This is a genomic window from Pseudomonas sp. PSE1(2024), assembly GCF_050990555.1.
In the GTDB taxonomy this organism is placed as follows: Bacteria; Pseudomonadota; Gammaproteobacteria; order Pseudomonadales; family Pseudomonadaceae; genus Aquipseudomonas; species Aquipseudomonas aphyarum.
Map to the genome: position 1 here is coordinate 4277874 of NZ_CP158967.1, position 19592 is coordinate 4297465.

The 19592-nt window shown below is 63.1% G+C and carries 13 protein-coding genes; 6 read left to right on the plus strand and 7 right to left on the minus strand.

The genetic code is table 11. From position 1 onward, the window contains the following. Positions 1 to 107: 107 nt before the first annotated feature. From ABTV87_RS19325 to ABTV87_RS19350, 6 genes are all read right to left on the minus strand, one after another. Complete coding sequence (locus ABTV87_RS19325) at positions 108 to 2531, minus strand: TonB-dependent siderophore receptor (protein ID WP_433898165.1); 2424 nt, start codon at positions 2529 to 2531, stop codon at positions 108 to 110. A gap of 98 nt (positions 2532 to 2629) precedes the next feature. Beyond that, positions 2630 to 3613, minus strand: a complete 984-nt coding sequence (locus tag ABTV87_RS19330; RefSeq protein ID WP_221535657.1) for a FecR family protein — start codon at positions 3611 to 3613, stop codon at positions 2630 to 2632. Positions 3614 to 3653: 40 nt separating this feature from the next. After that, positions 3654 to 4154: a sigma-70 family RNA polymerase sigma factor gene (locus ABTV87_RS19335; protein WP_085608266.1), complete on the minus strand. Its 501-nt coding sequence runs from the start codon at positions 4152 to 4154 to the stop codon at positions 3654 to 3656. 109 nt (positions 4155 to 4263) lie between these two features. Further along, complete coding sequence (locus ABTV87_RS19340; RefSeq protein ID WP_433898166.1) at positions 4264 to 4977, minus strand: class I SAM-dependent methyltransferase; 714 nt, start codon at positions 4975 to 4977, stop codon at positions 4264 to 4266. Between the two features lie 113 nt (positions 4978 to 5090). Beyond that, complete coding sequence (locus tag ABTV87_RS19345; protein WP_433898167.1) at positions 5091 to 9560, minus strand: hemagglutinin repeat-containing protein; 4470 nt, start codon at positions 9558 to 9560, stop codon at positions 5091 to 5093. Positions 9561 to 9654: 94 nt separating this feature from the next. Continuing rightward, positions 9655 to 11382 carry a ShlB/FhaC/HecB family hemolysin secretion/activation protein gene (locus ABTV87_RS19350; RefSeq protein ID WP_433898168.1) on the minus strand — a complete coding sequence of 576 codons (1728 nt, stop codon included), beginning with the start codon at positions 11380 to 11382 and terminating at the stop codon, positions 9655 to 9657. A 431-nt stretch (positions 11383 to 11813) separates the two neighbouring features. Between ABTV87_RS19350 and ABTV87_RS19355 the strand changes: the two genes are divergently transcribed. Together ABTV87_RS19355 and ABTV87_RS19360 are read left to right on the plus strand one after the other, a co-directional pair. Further along, on the plus strand, positions 11814 to 12935 hold the full coding sequence (locus ABTV87_RS19355) for an HlyD family secretion protein (RefSeq protein ID WP_115078604.1): 1122 nt from the start codon (positions 11814 to 11816) through the stop codon (positions 12933 to 12935). Further along, complete coding sequence (locus ABTV87_RS19360; protein WP_433898169.1) at positions 12932 to 14524, plus strand: DHA2 family efflux MFS transporter permease subunit; 1593 nt, start codon at positions 12932 to 12934, stop codon at positions 14522 to 14524. The genes ABTV87_RS19355 and ABTV87_RS19360 overlap by 4 nt, the downstream gene beginning before the upstream one ends. Positions 14525 to 14528: 4 nt before the next feature. On the opposite strand, the gene ABTV87_RS19365 is transcribed toward ABTV87_RS19360, so the two are convergent. After that, a complete protein-coding gene (locus tag ABTV87_RS19365) occupies positions 14529 to 14969 on the minus strand; it encodes a carboxymuconolactone decarboxylase family protein (RefSeq protein WP_074689185.1) in 441 nt (146 codons plus the stop codon). Positions 14970 to 15209: 240 nt separating this feature from the next. Here ABTV87_RS19365 and ABTV87_RS19370 point away from each other — a divergent pair, with 240 nt between their 5' ends. The 4 genes from ABTV87_RS19370 to ABTV87_RS19385 all read left to right on the plus strand — a co-directional run bounded on the left by ABTV87_RS19370 (position 15210) and on the right by ABTV87_RS19385 (position 19586). Continuing rightward, on the plus strand, positions 15210 to 15716 hold the full coding sequence (locus ABTV87_RS19370; RefSeq protein WP_433898170.1) for a sigma-70 family RNA polymerase sigma factor: 507 nt from the start codon (positions 15210 to 15212) through the stop codon (positions 15714 to 15716). Continuing rightward, positions 15716 to 16675: a FecR domain-containing protein gene (locus ABTV87_RS19375; RefSeq protein ID WP_433898171.1), complete on the plus strand. Its 960-nt coding sequence runs from the start codon at positions 15716 to 15718 to the stop codon at positions 16673 to 16675. The genes ABTV87_RS19370 and ABTV87_RS19375 overlap by 1 nt, the downstream gene beginning before the upstream one ends. Positions 16676 to 16774: 99 nt before the next feature. Further along, a complete protein-coding gene (locus ABTV87_RS19380; RefSeq protein ID WP_433898172.1) occupies positions 16775 to 19204 on the plus strand; it encodes a TonB-dependent siderophore receptor in 2430 nt (809 codons plus the stop codon). A gap of 82 nt (positions 19205 to 19286) precedes the next feature. Next, a complete protein-coding gene (locus ABTV87_RS19385) occupies positions 19287 to 19586 on the plus strand; it encodes a hypothetical protein (protein ID WP_007955886.1) in 300 nt (99 codons plus the stop codon). The last annotated feature ends 6 nt before the right edge of the window (positions 19587 to 19592 follow it).

Here is a 19592-nt window from a genome sequence, read left to right on the forward strand (position 1 = left end):
TTCTAAGCGCCACCCGAAACGAACCCGCTCCCACAAGATACATGCGATCCCTGTGGGAGCTGCGGTTCGACGATTCGACTTGCCCGCGATGAAGCCACCTCGGTCTATCAGAAACCGACGCTGGCCTGCACGAAGAACGTCCGTGGCGTGCCCACGTAGATCCCCGAGTTGTTGTCGCTGGAGCGGGTGAAGTACTGCTTGTCGAAGATGTTTTTCACCCCGGCGCCGAGCTTCAGGTTCGAGAGCTGCGAGCCGAAGTCATAGCCGCCACGCACGTTCCAGGTCACGTAGCCTGGAATGTCGCCGTACTGCCCGTCTGCCGTGCCTTCGGTGATGTAGTTGCCGTTGAAGCCACCGTCGGCGTTCACACCTGTACCGGGGGCGCGCTGCTTGGACTGGGCGAAACCGTCGATGTTGTAGGTCCAGCGGTTGATGTCGTAACGCAGGCCGACGGTCGCCACCTGACGCGAGTAATACGGCAGATCACGGCCCTTGAAGCCAGGAATCTCGCCTTCGTACGTGGCGCGGGTGTAGGTGAAACCGGCGTTGGCGGTCAGGCCGTCGAGGCGTGGATCGAGCGCCGCCATGTCGTAGTGCACCGACGCTTCGACACCCTGGTGTTTGGTCGCGCCGAGGTTGGTCCAGCCCACGTCGTTGCTGACGTATTGCAGCTCATCGTCGAAGTCGATGTAGAACAGCGTCACTTCCCCGCCCCACACGTCATCGTTGTAGCGCGTGCCGATTTCGTAGGTCTTGGCTTTTTCCGGTTCCAGACCGTTGGCAGTCTGGTCACCCGAGCCGCCCTGGCCGAGCTGGAAGTATTGCAGGCTGCCGAACGACGTCTCGTAGTTGGCGAACAGCTTCCACGCATCGGACAGGTGATACATCACGCTCAGGGCTGGCAGCGGCTCGTTGCTTTCGATGCTGCGGTTTTTCTCCGGGACGCGTTTGCCGGCGGTGTCGAGTACGGCGCGGTCATGCCAGTCGGTGCTGATGTGTTCGAAGCGAATACCCGGGGTCACGGTCCAGTTGCCGACGTCGATCTTGTTGTCGATGTAGACCGAGTTGGCCTCGGTGCCACCGGTGCGATCCTGGAACACATGACCGTCGGAGGTCTTGGTGACCACCGGCTCGTTGTTGACCAGCGCCAGACGGCTCGACTGCTCGTGCATCGCCTCTTTCAAATAACGGTAACCGACGCTGACTTCCTGAGTGGTCGGGCCTACGTCAAACACACGCGAAACGCGCGGCTCGATGCCCAGCGTGTAGTAAGAACGCGGAAACGAGCTGAGGGTTTTCTGATCGCGGGCGGCGATGGTGCTGCCGCGAAAACTGTCGGAATAGTAGGTCAGCACTTCCGCCTGGGTACGCTCGTCGATCTGCCGGATCCACTTGAACGACACGTCCTTGCGGCGGCCGCTGAAGCCGTCGTAGTCGCGGTCGGACTGGAACGGTTTGTCGTCGTACTGCTTCTGCGTCAGGCCGCCGGGCATGTCGGCGCTGGCGTCGTAGTAATGGAAGTTGAGGCTGAAATCGTCCTGATCGGTCGGCGCCCAGTGGGTCTTGAGGATCACGTCGTCGATGTCGTTGCCGTTGTTGCGCTCGCGGTAACCGTTGCCGTTCACGCCCGAGTACAACAGCGCCATGCCGATGCCGTTGTCGGCGGTGCCGCCGAGGAACGCGGTGTCGATGTGTTTCCAGCCACCGTGCTGCGAGGTTTCCAGGGTCGTGCCGATTTCACCGGTGGTTTTTTCCGGAATTGCGCGGGTCACGAAGTTGATCACGCCGCCGACGTTCTGCGGCCCGTAACGCACGGAGCCGGCACCACGAACCACGTCGATGCTGTCGAGGTTGCCGGAAGAAATCGGTGCCATCGACAGTTGTGGCTGACCGTACGGAGCGAACGCGGCCGGCACGCCATCAATCAATACGGTGGAGCGTGGCGACAGGCGCGACGTCAAACCCCGCACGCCGACGTTCAGCGAGATGTCGCTGCCGCCGGTGCCGTTGGCTTCCTGCACCTGCACGCCCGGCACGCGGCGCAGCACGTCGCCAACGTTCATCGCGCCCTGCTCGACCATCGCTTCGCGGCGGATCACCGTGCGCGCGCCGGGGTGGTTCTGCACCACGGCGGCGTTGGCGTCGCCGAGCCAGTCGCCGACAACCTTGATGTCGGTCACGCCCAGCTCCAGCGGGCCGTTGGCGGCGGAAGTGGGGGCTGGAGACAAGGTTACCGAGCCTTCATTGATCTGATAATCCAGTCCGCTGCCTTGCAGCAATTGGCGCAGGGCCTGCTCCGGAGAAAGGTTGCCGTCCACCGCCGGCGCCTGTTTGCCGGCGACCAGGTCCGGGCTGAAAAACACCTGCAATGAAGTTTGCTGACCCAGTTCGCTCAGGGCCTGACCCAGCGGCTGGGCGCGGATGTGAATGGCTTCGGCGGCGAAGGCCATCGGCACGGCGGCGTTGACCGCCAGCGCAAGCGCCAGCGGCAACCAAGGGGATTTTTTATTTTTGGCGGTGGAGTTTTTCACGTCGAACGGAGTCCTGTGGATCGCAAGAGTGTGCGGCTGTTAATGCAAACCAGTTGCAGTTGAACAGGAAGACGACGAACTCGAAAAAAACCTGAATTTTATTTTGAAATTATTTCCTGGCTGCCGTCGGCAAGGGTGCGCACGGCCACCGGAAGGATGCTTGGCAAGGCCTTGAGCAAGGCATCGGTATTGTCGGATTTGAACACGCTGGTCAGGCGCAAATTGGCGACGGTCGGGTTGGCGACTTTCAGCGGCTTGTCGCGATAACGCGACACTTCCTCGGCGACTTCGCTGAGGCTGGCGTTGTTGAACACCAGTTTGCCGCTGCGCCAGGCCGTCAGCTCCGCCGGGTTGACCGCATACGCCGGCGCCACTTTGCCCTGGGCATCGATCCGCGTGCCGAGGCCGGCAGTGAGGCTGATGAAATCGGCCTCGGCCGCATCACGGCCCTGCACCTTGACCGTGCCCTGCTCCACCGCGACCCGGGTCTGCGTCACGTCACGCCGCACATCGAAACGGGTGCCGGTCACCGTGACCTTGCCGCTGCCGGCCTCGACCACGAACGGGCGGGACGTGTCGTGCTCGACACTGAACATCGCTTCGCCTTCGGTCAATTCGATGAGCCGCCGATCCTTCTCGAAACGCACCTGCAAACGGCTGCGGCTGTTGAGGTCGATCACCGAACCATCCGGCAGCGCAACATGCTTGCGCTCGCCCAGCGCGGTGGCGAATTCGGCGCTGTAACCTTGCGGATGATTCAAACCACTGAACAGCCCGAGCCCGAGCGCCACCGCGACTACGCTCGCCGCCACGGCATAACGCAACAACGGACGGCGTTCGCGCCGCGCCGGCGGGGTTTCGCACAAAGCTTTAAGCCGTGGCGCCGGCAGCAGATCCGCCGCCGTCCACAAGCCTTGCAGCAACTGGAATTCGTCACGGTGCTGCGGATGTTCGTTCAGCCACGCGTCGAAGCGCTGCTGTTCGTCGACACTGACGGCCGGCTCCTGCAAACGCACAAACCAGCGTGCCGCGTCATCGCGCACCGTTGTTTGCCCGCACGCGCAATCACGAGTATCCATCATGGAATGTCCTGTTTGGCTGGGGATGAAAAGACGCCACGGCTCATGATTGCGCCCCGTCCAGGCGATCACGCAGATGCCGCAGGGTGCGGATCATATACTTTTCCACCATGTTCTTGGACAGGCCCAGGCGTTCGGCGATTTCCGCCTGGGTCAGGCCCTCGATCTTCTGCCAGACGAAGATTCGTCGGCAGTTGACCGGCAGCTCCGTGAGCGCCCGTTCGATGGAATCGGCCAGCTGGATCGCATGCATGTAATGCTCCGGATCGCCGGTCGGCGACTCACTGAGATCGATCGCCTCCGACTCCATGGCGCCCCGCCGGTCCTCACGCCGATAGCCGTCCACCGCGATGTTGCGCGCGGTCTGGTGCAAATACGCCCGGGGTTGCTGCACCGTCGACGAATCGGATTCGAGCACCCGCACAAAGGTGTCGTGCGCCAGATCCTCGGCCTGCGAGCGATTGCGCAGGCGACGGGTCCAGGTGCCGATCAACTCTTCGTAATGCTCGAGAAAGCCGGGTCTGCGGGGCAGCATGGGGATCATTGCGGCGTGCTGAGGAAAGGGGCGTGAATAGTAATGCTTCCTATTAAGCCGAAGCAATGGATTCCTCGGGAATGCCGACGAAGCTGTTTTCTCCCAGCCCTCCAGCGCTCTAACCCGCGGCAATCTCTGCCTTGCGCGGGCAGAACCAACCGTGCATCAAACCCGCCTGAAAGAACTGGACCGGCGCCTCGAACCCGGCCGACTCGATCAGACCGGCGACTTGCGGCGCTGGCAGAATTGCCACGTCCCGGGCATACGCCGTGCGCGCTCGCTCAAGCATCTCCGCCGGCACCTGGGCCGAGGCCATCAGCGTCATCCAGTGACGCAGCAATGCTTCATAGGCCGGGGATTGAGTATCCGAGGCCAGATCAGCGTTCGCCAGCACCCCGCCCGGCAGCAGACGACGGGCAATCTCATGGAAAAAGTCGATACGCGCCTGAGGATCGAGCAAAAACTGCGACACCAGAAAACAGGTCGCGCCGTCGTAACCGGATTCATCCGTCAGGGTATCGAGGTAGCCTTCGTGAAACCGGCAGCGGTCAATGAAACCACCCTCTTTCGCTCGCTGACGGCACACGTCGAGCATGGCGCCCGAAGGGTCGACTGCGGTGAATTGCCAGCCGGGAAACTGCTGCGCCAGATGGGCCATTTCCACACCGGTACCCACGCCGACGCAGAGAATGCGGGCATTGGTCGGCAGGCTTGCAAATACAGAATCAAGCAGCAGGTACAGGGCGTCGCGAATAGGCGCCATCCCGGCCCATTGTTTGTCGTAGACAGCTGACTGCTGGTCGAACAAGGCCTTGAGCGCTTGATTATCCATGGAACACATTCCTCTGCGTTTTGATGAAATGCACCGCGCAAGCTGCGGTGCACGTTCCATTATCGCAGGGCTGTCAAGCCACCTTGGTTGAGCAGCCCTGAACGCATGGTGGCTCAGCCTTTTTCGTCAATACCCGCTTGAAGTGACTGACTGTCCAGATGACCGCTCAGGATCACCGGGCCGACTTTCAGGTTGCCGTTTTCAAGGGACACCTTCGGTGCGTTTTCTTCGGTTTTGTGTGGCAGGTCGAGGCCGGCTTTTACGCCGTAGTCGAGGTTGCTCAGATCGCTGCTGCTGACCTTCGAACCACCCAGATCGACCTTGCCTTCGGCGGCAGAAATCCGCGCACCGGTCAGTTGCGTGGCGCCGCCGACGGTGAGATTCACACCCTCACCAGCGTTGATGCCGGAGGCCTGTTTCACACTGTCCTTGTGCGCGTATTCGCCGTCGACTTTCAGCGTTGGCTTGTAGTCGGTGCCAGCCAGTTTGCCCTTGTCGTCGGCCGGGGTCTTCTTGGCGGTCAGGCCCAGATCCACATCCACCTTGGCGTGAGTGCTGGTGTCCTGACGGCTTTCGACCGACAGATCACCCGCCACGTTGCCGCTGACGTTGCGCGCATCGATCCGCGCACCGTTCAGGCTCGCATCACCGCCGCTGTTCAACACCACAGTGTCAGCCTTGATCTGGCTGTTCTGCTGGGTAGTGCCTTGCAGGTAGTCAACGCCGACCTTGGACCCGGCATTGAAGCCGTGGTCGCTGCTGACTTTTTCATCGGCGGCGGTCGGTGTGCTTTTGCTCAGATTGCCGCCGGCATTCAACGCGACGTTCCAGTTGTTGCGGTTGTCGGTGGACTGCGCGGACTCCTGAACGAAACCGCCCTTCTGCGCGTCGATGCTGACGTTTGGCGCGCCGACCTGAGTGCCTTGCAGGTGCACCGAATCACCGCTCAAAGCGATGCCGTTCTGGCTGTTGAGCTGGCCACCGCTGAGGGTCTGGGTGTTCTCGTTGACCCGGCCGATGTTGAAGTTGCCGCTGAGGTTGCCGCCCTGATCGCGGCTCTTCTCGCTGCTGGTCTTGCTACCGCCGGCCTTCAGGCCGCCGCCGAGATTGCTGCCGGTGGCGACGTGCGAATCCGTGGCCGCTTGCAGATCGAGCTTGCCGCCAGCTTTCAGGTCGATAGCAGCAACGCTGTCGATCTTCGTGCCTTGCTGCACCTGATTGCCGCCGCTGCTCAATTGCACCAGGCCGCTGCCATTGATACTGGCTACGTGGGCCTGGCTGTCGGTGGTCTGGTTGCCTTTGTGATCGAGCTGAAACCCGGCGCCGAGATCGACGTTGGTGCCGTCGGTGCCGGGCAAGGTGCCGACGGTCAGCGAGGCGTCGCCGCGCAGGCTGGAGCTGTCGCTGCTCTGGCGGTCGTTGGCCTGACTCAGCGCCAGATCACCGCCGGTCTTGACGCTGACACCGCCCTGCCCACCGTCGAAACGGCTGCCTTCAAACTGTGCATCACCGCCGACATTGATGTTCACGCCCTGGTTGCCAGCGTAACCGCCGACCACCGCCGTGGAGCTGTTTTTGCTCGACTGACTGCTGCCACCCGCGCCGCTGCCGGCCACGTTCACGTCTTCACCGGTCTTGGTGTAGACGCGCACGTCGACCTTGGCATCCACCGTTTTTTCGGTGCTGCTGTGGGTGTTGTTCGCGGCATCGGCCACCAGTTTATCGGCGCTGATGTTCACTTTGCCGGCGCTGGCGTTGTACTGGGTGCCCTGATCGTGCAGCGTGCCGCCGACCTTCACGTCCACGGTCTGGCCGTCGAACCGACTGACCACAGCGTTGCTGCCCTGCTCGGTTTTATCGGCGCTGGCATGACCGACTGCCACGTCGATACCGACGTTCGGCTGGCCGAGATTGGCCAGTGCATCCTTGTCCGGCACCTTGCCGGCGAGCACTTCTTTCACCGCGCCGGCAATCGGTCGGGCGATGTCCTTGTACTCGACGTTGGCGCCGATGTCCGCCGACCAGTTGCTCTCGCTGTGAGTGCTGCTTTCGGTGTTGCTGGCGGCACGGTTGTCGACTTCGTTGGCGGCGACGTTCAGGCCGTTGCCGGCCTTGAGTTGCGCGCCCTCGGTGGCGAGTTTATCAGCGTTGATGTTCAGGCTGCCGCTGCTCTGCACGCCGGTGGTTTGCGCAGTGGTTTTGCCGGTGGTGTCTTGCGAAGTGTTATGCGAGAAATCCACGCCGCTGCCCGCGCGGTCGAGGCCGCCGGTGTAGTAGAAACCACCGCCGGTGCTGCGGGTTTCGGTCGAGGTGGTGTGGCTGTCCTGCTCGGCCAGCAACGAGACGTTCTTGCCGCTCAGGCTGGTGTCGCCGGCGGTGGATTTCACCTCGGCGCCCTTGAGCGTCACGTCGCCGCCCGCCTTCACCTGCACGCTGCCACCGCTGAGGCTGGAACCCTGTTGGGTGACGTCGTTGGCGGTGACGGTTTGCGCCTTGTCTTCGTAATGCACGCCGGCGCGATACTGCTCCGCCGTCTGCTCTTTGGCGTAGGCGTCGAAACCACGGGTCTGCGTGCTGTTGCTGCTGTCGTGGGTGTTCTGCGTCGAATGCACATTTACGTCACCCGCCGCGTCCGCCGTCAGCGAACCGCCGGCCTTGACTGTGGAGCCGGCGACTTCGATGTCCTTGGCGCTCTTGAGCTTGAGGTTGCTGTCGGAAGCCAGCTCGCTGCGCACCGTGGTGCTGTCCTTGCTGTTCTGGCGCGACTCGTCCTTGGTGATGCCGAAGAACTTGCTGTCCTTGTCGTGGTTGTTGCTGTGCGAGGTGTCCTGCACGCCGTCGATGGTCAGCGAACCGTTGTCGCTGATCACGCTGGCGTCCTTGCCGCCACGCACCTGGCTGCCGCTGATGCGCACGTCGTCGGCCTTGACCACCAGCTTGCCGGCCGCGTTGATTTTGCTGCCCTGATGCTGGGTCTGGCCCTTGTCGGCGTCGCCGGTCTTGCCGAAGAAACCGCCACCGACCAGGTCACCGGAATAGCGGTTGTCGCTGCTGCGATGGGTGCGGGTCGCGGTGGTGATTTCCACCTGTTTGCCGGCCAGTTGCAGATCGCCGGCGCTGTTCAATTCAGCGCCTTCGGAGCGCAACAGTGCGGCGGTTTGCAGGGCAATGTTGCCGGCCTTCAGCTGGCTGGTGATGCTGCGCTGCTCTTCGCTGCTGCTGTCCCAATCGGCTTTCCACAGGTGTTTGCGGTGCTTGCCCTGATCGGTCTGGGTGTGGCTTTCAGTGGCGGCGGTCAGGCGCAGATCGCCGCCGCTTTGCACGCTGAGGTTGTTCTTCGCGTCGACCTTGGCGGCTTGCAGTTCGGTGTCTTTGCCGGACAAGAGTTGCGCGTCGCGGCTGGCGACGATCTGGCTGCCGTGCTGGCGCGAATCGCTGTCGGTCTTGGTGCGCTCATAAGTTTCCCAGGTGATGCCGATGGTGCTGTTGTTCCAGTTCTCGCGCTGTTCCTGGAGCTTGCGGCTTTCGACGGTGGTCAGGGTCAGATTGCGTTTGGCCTCGACCTTCACGTCACGACCGCTGACATCGGTGGCGGCCAGGGTCAGGTCCTTGCCGCTGTGCAGGCCGACGTCGCCCTGGCTGCTGCGAATGCCGGCGCGGGTCACGTCGAGGCTGTCCGGGATCGCCTGACCGCTGACGCTCAAGTCGCCAGCCGAACGAATCTGCACACCGTCACGCCCGGCGACTTGCACAGCGCCGACCTTCACGCCCGCGCCTTCAGCGGTGCTGACGATGTTGATGCGCCCGGCCTGCATCGCGCCAAACAGGCTGGCGTCGATTCGTTGATCGGTGGTGTTGCCCGCCGGGTCCACGGCTTTCACCTGGCCGCTGGCGTAATCGATCTGATTGCGTCCGACGGTGAGGTTCAGTTGATCGCGAGCGCTGATTGCGCCTTGGCTGTCGATACGCGGCGCGATCAGGTTGATCGAGCCTTCACCGTTGCGCAGCCCGCCGCTCTGGATCTGCAACTGGCCAGTGGCGTCGCGGGTGCTCAGAGCTTGCAGCTTGCCGTCGTTCAGCTCGGGCCGGCCGACCACCAGATTGGCGTTCGGCGTGTTGATGAAGCTGCCGCCATTCACCGAAATGCCGTTCGGGTTGGCGAGCACATAGTCGGCGGCGCGACCGAAGATTTCCTGGGCGCCGTTGATAGCCGACGGGTTGCGGCTGATCACTTCGTTGAGGATCACGCTCGCGGCCTGGCCCTGCAATTGCGGGTTGGCCGCCAGTTGACCGGCGAGCTGCGATTGCCCGGCCTGCAAGGCGTTGTTCAACACCAGCCCCTGACGGTCGACGTTGTAGTCGAGGAACTGGTTATGCGACAGGCCCGAGCCGTTGGGCGCGACGATGTTGACGATCGGGACGCCGCCCTGGGTCTGCAATTGCGCGGTGCCGCCGGGGCCGGGCGCGACCACCACACCGCCGGCGATGGCGCCCGGCAGGTGAGCGACCAGGAACAGGCTGGCGATGGCCCAGCGCAGTTTGCCCCGTGGGGAAAGATGAAACGCAAAGGTATTCATTGGCATAAAAAACTCTCCATGTAGTGCGGCATCACGTTGCGCGTTGAGTTGAAGGCCACGGCTGTCGCGCTCAGGTCCGATGGCTGTTGTTCACTGACGTTCATATCTGTAATCCGACCCGCATCAGCCAGGTTTCAGGCTCGCGGTGCAGGCCGGTTGGGGTGTTCAGACTGCGTTGGTAATCGACATCCACTTGCAGGTTTTTCCAGCCCAGATTGAGGCCGATGCTGGCGCCGCTCAGGCGTTGAACCGGAGCGCCGTGATCGGCCTTGATCCAGCCGTGGTCGAGGCCGACGCGCGGGGTGACCTGCACGGGAAAATCAGTACGCAGCGGCAGGCGCAGGGTGTTGCGCCAGATCGCGCCGCTGGCCCCGGACGCACTGCTGACCCGGTAACCGCGCACGGCGGAATCGTCGGTGCCGAGCAATTGCTCGATGGCCGGTAGCGGATCCGGGCTGTACTGCAAATTGAGCTGGCTCTGCCATTGCCAGGCTTGCGCGCCGAGCTGGCCGTTGCGCCACTGGCTGAGGCCGGCGCGGTATTTGCGAAACTGCGCCTTGGGCAAGTTCTTGACCTGGCGATCGGCATCGTCGTCGGCACCGAACCCGCTTAAACCCTGGGCGTAATTCACGTCGAGGTTCCACACCGCGCGGTCGAGCCAGAACAGATTGAGCCCGGCCTCGGCCACGGTCAGGGTCGGGCTCTGAATGCCGAGGCGGACGTTTTCCAGATAGCTGTCGACGTCCTTGTGCGCCAGTTGCAGGTTGGCGCTGAGCTGATGACTCTGGTCGCGCCACAACACACGGTCGGCGCGCAGGCTGAGCTGATCGGTGATGCCGGTGCTGTGGAAAGTCAGCGTGCTGAGCTTGAACGGCGCGCGGTATTCAGCGTGGCTGGCGAAGGTGCTGAACGTCCAGTAACCGTAGGGAATCGCGTAATAGAGGCTGGCGTTGCGGCTGTAGCGGTCGCCCTGATTGAGGGTGTCGCTGGCGCTGAGGCTCAACAGATCGTTGAGTTCGAGCGGGCTGTCGAGGGTCAGGCTCAACGTGTCGCGATCACGACCGGTGCTGGCGCTGCCGAGGTTGTCCGCGCCCAGGCCCAAGCTCCAGCGCGACTGCCCGGAGGTACGCGAACGCAGGATGATTTTTGACGCACCGGGCTGGCTGCCGGGGGCGATGTCGGCGGTCAAATCGATTGAGCGCAGACGGTTCAACTGATCCAGTCCCTGCTCCAGATCCCGCAGGTTGAGCGGCTTGCCGAGCATTCCGGGGAACGCGCCACCGAGGGAAACCGGCAGGCTCTGGTCCGCCAGTTCGATGGACTCGATGTAGCCTTCGTCGATCAGGATATCCAGCGATTGCCCCGCCACTGGCGCACTGCTCAAGTACGGCCGACTTGCGATGTAGCCCTTCTCCACGTACAGCGCGGTGATGGTCGCCAGCAAATGGTTGATCTGGCCGACGCCCATGCACGGCGTCAGCAGCGGCTTGATCCGGGCGTTGAGTTTGTCTTTATCGATCAGCGTGACGCCACCGATGCGCGTGCCGCTCAAGGGCCAGCAGCGTTCGTCGGGTTTGATCGATTCAGGAATGGCCGGAGTGGCAGGCGTCGGGCCGAACGCGCCGCGCTCCAGTTGGCGCTTGCGCTGTTCGAGTTGCAGCTGTTGCAGATCGCGCTGTTGCAGTTGTTGCTGGCGCAGCACTTCCTGGCCAGGGGCTGGAGTTTCGGCGGCGAGAACGCTGGGCGCACACACACTCAACAACAAGGCCGACAACAGCGGGCGAGGCAGGGAACGACTACGAGAAACAGCGCAAAGCGAATACGGCACTCAACATCCTTGCAATCAACTGGCTTAATGCCACCCCATCAATAGCGGTGATAGTCAGAGCCTTCCTACACAATTGCAAGACGCTTCCTACGCTGCTTACATTTCTTAAACAAATGCCCTTTTAGCGCGGATCGCCAGCGATAACGCCAGCAAGTTGCAGATCATCAGGGTTTCCCCGAGGGCCTGAGACCTCGTGGCTAACACCAATCCACCGCTCATAAAACAGCCTTGGCATCGTGCCGTTGTTGCTCGATCGATTGATCGTGGCAGTCGCAGCGTCGTTTCGACCACGCTCCAATCCCTGAGGCTCTTGCGCAATTAATCGGACATCTGAAGCAACTGACGACCGGCGATAAAAATCAATTGCCACAAAATATTACTCGCGTCATATTACAGCCGTAATAACGATCCGTTTTCCCAGGTATTACGCCATGACCAGCATGCCCACCGTAGAACCCGATCTCGCCGTTCCGGTCAGCGCCCCCAAACCTCCCTTGCTCAAACGCCTGCTGTTGCCCACTGCGGGGCTGGCCGCGCTGGTGTTCGCCGGGCTGTACGCCGTGCATTGGTGGGGCGCCGGGCGTTTTCTCGAGGAGACCGACGATGCCTACATTGGCGGCGACGTGACGGTGATCGGGCCGAAGGTCGCCGGTTACATCGAGGAAGTGCTGGTCAGCGACAACCAGAAGGTGAAGGCCGGCGACGTGCTGATTCGCCTCGACGCGCGCGACTACCGCGCCAATCTGGCCAAGGCCGAAGGCGCGGTCGCCGCCGAGGAAGCGCTGCTGGCCAACCTCGACGCCACCGAACAATTGCAGCAAGCGGTGATCGGTCAGGCCCGCGCCGGCATCGATGCCGCCAGCGCCGAAACCGCCCGCTCGCGGGACGACAACGCCCGCTACAAGCGTCTGGTGACCACCAATGCAGTCTCGGTGGAAAGCGCGCAACGGGCCGATGCCACCTTCAAGACCGCGCAAGCCTTGAGCGCCAAAGCCCAGGCCGAACTGCTGGCCGCGCAACGCCAGCTCACCGTGATCGAAACCCAGAAACAACAGGCCCGCGCCGCCCTCCAGCAAGCCCGGGCCGAGCGTGATCTGGCGCAACTCAACCTCGGCTACACCGAACTGCGTGCCCCGGTCGACGGGGTGATCGGCAACCGCCGCGCGCGGGTCGGCGCCTATGCGCAGGCCGGTTCGCAACAGTTGTCGGTGGTGCCGGCCAGCGGTCTGTGGGTCGATGCCAACTTCAAGGAAGACCAACTGGCGCGGATGAAACCCGGCCAGCGCGTGAGCATCCGCGCCGATGTTTTATCAGGCCAGGAATTCCACGGTCGCCTCGACAGCCTCGCCCCGGCCACCGGTTCGCAGTTCAGCGTGCTACCGCCGGAAAACGCCACCGGCAACTTCACCAAAATCGTTCAGCGCGTGCCGGTGCGGATCCTGCTCGACCCGGCCGACGGCGTGCTCGGCCACCTGCGTCCGGGACTGTCGGTGACCGCTGAAGTCGACACCCGCGCCCAACCTGAAACCACCGCCGTGGCCAGCGCGCCATGAGCACCGCCCTCACCGCCTCCGCGCAGCCATTCAATGCCGCCGACATGACGACGGCGACCAAAGTGTTCGCCTTCGCCACGATGTGCATCGGCATGTTCATCGCGTTGCTGGACATCCAGATCGTCTCGGCCTCGCTGCGCGATATCGGCGGCGGGTTGTCCGCCGGCACTGATGAAACGGCGTGGGTGCAGACCAGTTACCTGATCGCCGAAATCATCGTGATTCCGTTGTCGGGCTGGCTGTCGCGCGTGTTTTCCACACGCTGGCTGTTCTGCGCTTCGGCGGTCGGCTTCACCCTCGCCAGCCTGCTCTGCGGTATCGCCTGGAACATCCAGAGCATGATCGCCTTTCGCGCGCTGCAAGGGTTTCTCGGTGGGTCGATGATTCCGCTGGTGTTCACCACGGCGTTCTTTTTCTTCACCGGCAAACAGCGAGTGATTGCTGCCGCGACCATCGGCGCCGTGGCGTCGCTGGCACCAACGCTGGGCCCGGTGATCGGCGGCTGGATCACCGACATTTCGTCCTGGCACTGGCTGTTCTACATCAACCTGGTGCCGGGGGTTTTCGTCGCCGTGGCAGTGCCGTTGCTGGTCAAGATCGATCAGCCGGAACTGTCGCTGCTCAAGGGCGCGGATTATCTGAGCATGGTGTTTCTGGCGCTGTTTCTCGGCTGCCTGGAATACACCCTCGAAGAAGGCCCGCGCTGGAACTGGTTCAGCGATCAAACGATTCTGACCACCGCGTGGATCAGTGGCCTCGCCGGGCTGGCCTTCATCGGCCGCACGTTGCACGTGGCCAATCCGATCGTAGACCTGCGCGCGCTCAAGGATCGCAACTTCGCCCTCGGCTGCTTCTTTTCCTTCGTCACCGGGATCGGCCTGTTCGCGACGATTTACCTGACGCCGCTGTTTCTCGGCCGGGTGCGCGGCTACGGCGCGCTAGATATTGGTCTGGCAGTTTTCTCCACCGGGGTATTCCAGATCATGGCGATTCCGCTGTACGCCTTTCTGGCCAATCGCATCGATCTGCGCTGGATCATGATGGCGGGCCTGGCGTTATTCGCGTTGTCGATGTGGGAATTCAGTCCGATCACCCACGACTGGGGCGCCGGAGAATTGATGCTGCCGCAAGCGCTGCGCGGGATTGCCCAGCAACTGGCGGTGCCGCCGGCGGTGACGTTGACGCTCGGTGGGCTTGCACCCGCGCGGCTGAAGCATGCATCGGGCCTGTTCAACCTGATGCGCAATCTGGGCGGTGCCATAGGGATTGCCGCGTGCGCAACCATTCTCAACGACCGCACCAACCTGCACTTCACCCGGTTGGCGGAGCATCTGAACAGCAGCAACGAAGCGGTGAATCAGTGGCTGGCCCAGGTCGGCGGCAACTTTGCCGCGCTGGGTCAGAGCGGCGATGTCGGCCTCACCGCCAGCCTGCGTCAGCTATGGCTACTGACCTACCGTGAAGCGCAGACGCAAACCTACGGCGACACGTTCCTGATGATCATGGTGTGCTTCGGCATCGCCACGGCGATGGTGCCCTTGATGCGCAAGGTGCAACCACCGGCCGCGCCGAGTGCCGATGCACATTGATCGATCAGGCTTGCGGGGTTTTACGAAAGCCCACGGCCAGACGGTTCCAGCTGTTGATGGTGCTGATTGCGACGCTCAGGTCGACCATTTCTTTGGGCGAGAACTGGGCGGCGACCGCTTCGTAGTCTTCGTCCGGGGCGTGGGTCAGGCTCAGTTGAGTCAGGGTTTCGGTCCACAGCAGCGCGGCGCGTTCACGTTCGGTGAAGAACGGCGCCTCACGCCACGCGGTCACGGCGAACAACCGGCGCGGGGTTTCGCCGCCCTTGATCGCATCGGCGGTGTGCATGTCGATGCAGAACGCGCAGCCGTTGATCTGCGAAGCGCGCAGCTTGACCAGTTCGATCAGGGTCTTTTCCAGCGGCAGTTTCGAGACGGCGGTTTCCAGGGCGATCATCGCTTTAAGGGCATCTGGGGACGCGGTGTAGAAATCGATACGAGGTTTCATGGCGACTCTCCGGGGCAAGTGAATGTGTGGCTACGTTAGTCCCGGTGCCGGGCCAGGCAAATAGCCAATCTCCCGGAAGACGGGTAGGCCACTCCTCTGGCGTCAGAAAAGAAAGTGTTGCGGGGCAATTGCCAGCGCTCGTTCTGTGCCACTAGAATGCGATCAATTCTTAATTGCACCGCTTTCGCACTCATGATCGCACCCTTGGCAACGGACGCCCGAAACGAGTATCTGCCCTTCATGTCGTCCCTCGATCAGCCGTTGAATCAGCAAGTCCAGACGCTCTACAGCGAACACCACGGGTGGCTGCAGGGCTGGCTGCAGCGCAAGTTGGGCAACCGCTGCGAGGCGGCCGACCTGGCGCACGATACGTTTTTGCGCCTGCTCACCCGTCAGGTGATCAAGCCGTTGGGCAGCGAGCCCCGGGCGCTGCTGACGCACATCGCCAAAGGTCTGGTGATCGACCGCTGGCGGCGCCAGGACCTGGAGCGCGCGTACCTGGAAACCATCGCGCATCTGCCCGCCGCCGAAGTCCCGTCGCCGGAAACCCGCTACCTGATTCTCGAAACCCTGTGGCGCATCGAAGCGCTGCTGCGCGAACTGCCGGAACAGACCCGCGAGACCTTCCTGCTGTCGCAGATCGAAGGCCTGACCTACGCGCAGATCGCCACGCGCCTGAGTGTTTCGCTGATCACCGTCAAACGCCACATGCGTACCGCGTTCATTGCCTGCCTGAGTGTCGCCTGATGAATTCGTCGATGATCAACCCGCAGATTCTCGGCGAAGCCGCCGACTGGCTGGTGCAACTGCATTCCGGCACCGCGACCCCGTCCGACCATCAGGCCATCGCCCAATGGCGCACCCGCAGCGCCGAGCACGCCATCGCCTGGCAACGGGCCGAAGCACTGCTGGGGGATTTGCGCAGCGTGCCGGCCAACGTCGCGATCCAGACCTTGAAACGCGCGTCCCGCAAAGAAGGCCTGAGCCGTCGCCAGACCCTCACCCGCCTCGGCTTGCTGTTGATGGCCGGGCCGCTGGGCATGGCTTCGCAGCATGTGCCGTGGGAGCAATGGACCGCCGACCAGCGCACCGCCGTCGGCGAGCAGAAGAACCTGCAATTGCCGGACGGTACTCAACTGGTGCTCAACACCGACAGCGCCGTGGACATCGCTTTCAGCCCGGTGGAGCGCCGCGTCCTGCTGCTCAACGGCGAAGTGCTGATCAACACCGCCGCAGATGCCAGCGCCCGTCCGTTCATTGTCGAAACCCCGCAAGGTGTGGCCCGCGCGCTGGGCACGCGATTCTGCGTACGCACCGAGGGTTCGCGCAGCCAGGTGTCGGTGCTCGAAGGCCAGGTTCAGATCACCCCGCAACTGCTCAAGCAGAGTGCGATTCTCAAGGCCGGTGAGCGCCAGCGCTTCAAGCTCAACAGTTTCGACAGCGCCGAAACCTTCGACACCGTGTCCCTGGCCTGGGACAGAGGCATGCTGCTGGCCAGCAACATGCGTCTCGACGAATTGCTCGGCGAACTGAGCCGCTATCGCCGCGGCGTGCTGCGTTGTCATCCGGACGTGGCGGCGATGCGCGTGTCCGGGGCGTTTTCCCTGCGCGACACCGACGCCAGCCTGAGTTTGCTCAGCGATACGTTGCCGCTGAACATCAACAGCCTGACCCGCTATTGGCTGTCGGTGGAGCCCCGTGTCTGAGCCCTCGGAAAATATTTTCAATATTCGCTGATACCTTTTCGCGACTCGTCCGGTGAGTGGATAGACCTTTCAATTCCACGCCCCCGACAGGAACACCGAATGACCGCAATGCCATCGCCCCGTCCCGCCACGTTTGCGCTCAAGGCCCTGAACCTGAGCCTGGCCCTGGCCTTCAGCGCACTGCTGCCAACCGCCGCCCACGCCGCCGACAGCGTCAGTGAAAGCGCCAGCCGCAGCGTCAACATCGCCCCCGGCCTGCTCAGCCATGTGCTGGCGCAATTTGCGGTCAGCGTCGGCGTGCCGCTGTCGTTCGATCCGGCGCAACTGGGCAATCGCCAGAGCCCCGGCCTGCAAGGCAGTTACACCGCGCAGAGCGGTTTTGCCCGGTTGCTGGAAGGCAGCGGTTTCGAACTGATCAGCACCGGTCACAACGGTTACACCGTGGCCCCGAAAGTCGCGGCGGACGGCGCGCTGGAACTCGGCGCCACCAACGTCAGCGCCCTGCACGACGACAGCGGCGACACCTACGGCGGCGAACAGGTCGCCCGCCGCGCGCAGATCGGCATGCTCGGCAACCAGGAGGTCAACGACCTGCCCTTCAGCGTCACCAGCTACACCGCCAAGACCATGGCCGATCAGCAGGCCCAGACCGTCGGCGATGTGTTGCTCAACGACTCTTCGGTGCGCCAGTCCAACGGCTTCGGCAACTTCTCGCAGATGTTCATGATCCGCGGCCTGCCGCTGGCCTCCGATGACATTTCCTATAACGGCCTGTACGGGGTGCTGCCCCGGCAGATCATTGCCGTCGAAGCGCTGGACCGGGTGGAACTGTTCAAGGGCCCGAACGCCTTCGTCAACGGCGTGACCCCGAGCGGCAGCGGCATCGGTGGCGGGATCAACCTGCAACCCAAACGCGCGATGGATACCCCGACCCGCAGCGTCACCCTCGACTACAGCGCCGACGGCCGCGTCGGCGGGCATCTGGATCTGGGCCAGCGCTTTGGCGAGGACAACCGCTTCGGCGCGCGGGTCAACCTGATGCAGCGCGAAGGCGACACCGCCGTCGATGACGAAGATCAGCGCTCGTCGCTGTTCAGCGTTGGCCTGGACTATCGCGGCGATCGCCTGCGGGTCTCGACCGATTTCGGCTATCAGAAGCAGGTCATCAACCAGGGTCGCTCTGTGATCTATGTCGATTCGAGCCTGACCAAAGCCCCCAAGGTGCCGCACGCCAACGCCAGCTACGCCCAGAGCTGGAGCTATTCGCAACTCGAAGACACCTTCGGCATGGCCCGCGCCGAATACGACCTGAACGATAACTGGACCGCCTACGTGTCCGGCGGTGCCAAGCACACCCGCGAGAACGGCGTGTACTCTTCGCTGACCGTCACCGACCTCAACGGCAATGCCCGCGGCGGCATGCTCTATTCGCCCCACGACGAAGACAACCAAAGCGCCATGGCCGGGCTCAACGGCCGCTTCGACACCGGCCCCGTCACGCACCAGTTGAACCTCGGCTGGGCGGGCATCTGGGGCGAGCAACGCTCGGCGTTTGAAACCATTGGCACCGCCGGGCGCTACAGCACCAACCTGTACAACGTCACCGACAAGCCGCGCCCGGCGCCTACCTCATTTGCCAGCGACATCAACGACCCGCGCATCACTGGCAAGAACATCCTGCGCAGCGAGGCGATTTCCGACACCCTCGGTTTCGTCGATGACCGCATCCTGCTGACCCTCGGCGTGCGTCGCCAAGCGCTGAAAGTCGACGGCTGGAGCACCGCCACCGGCGCCCGCACTTCGAGTTATGAAGAGTCGATCACCACCCCGGTCTACGGTCTGGTGATCAAGCCGTGGGAACACGTGTCGTTCTACGCCAACCGCATCGAAGGCCTGGCGAAGGGCCCGACGCCGCCGACCACGGCGATCAACCGCGACGAAACCTTCGCCCCGGTGCGCAGCAAGCAGATCGAAGCCGGTGTGCGCCTGGACATGGGCAGCTACGGCGCCAACCTCGGCGTCTATCGCATCGAGCAACCGTCGAGCTACACCCAGGACGGAATCTTCCGGGTCGACGGCCAGCAGACCAACAAAGGCGTGGAACTCAACGTCTACGGCGAACCGCTCGACGGCCTGCGCCTGCTCAGCGGCGCAACGCTGATGAAGACTGAACTGGAAGGCAGCAGCAACGGCGTGAATGACGGCAACCGCGCCGTCGGGGTGCCGCGCTTCCAGTTCAACCTTGGCGCCGATTGGGACATTCCGGGCCTCGAAGGCGCCGCCCTCAGCGCGCGGATGTTGCGCACCGGCGGCCAGTACCTGAACGCGGCCAACACCCAGAGCATTCCGGCGTGGAACCGCTTCGATCTGGGCTCGCGCTATGCCTTCAAACTGGATGAGAAGCAGATCACCCTGCGAGCCAATCTGGAGAACGTCGCCAACGAAGCCTATTGGGCTTCGGCCAACGGCGGTTACCTGACCCAGGGCACGCCGCGCACGCTGAAGGTTTCGGCGACTGTGGACTTCTAAAAAACCGCTCGTCACTCGGCCGGCACCAAGCCTTGTGCGCGTCAGACCAATATCAGGTAGATCCCCTTTCCGGAGACAGACCATGATGACGCGCACATTGACCTCAATTTTGTTGGCAGGCTTGTTGGCCGCCGCCTCTACCGCCAGTTTTGCCGCCAACGATGGCGCCGATGCCACGGGCACCAAGTCCGGCGCCACCAGCGGCTCGACCCAGCCACCAAACAGCACGCCCGGCGCACCTTCGGGTGGCAGCACTTCCGATGGCATGGGCAAAGGCACCGGCACCAACGGCGGCGCCAGCGGTTCAGGCTCAGGGGCTGGCGGCGGGACCGGTTCGGCCGGCGGCGGGACTGGCGGCGCCGGTGGTGGCACCGGCAGCTGAACGAAC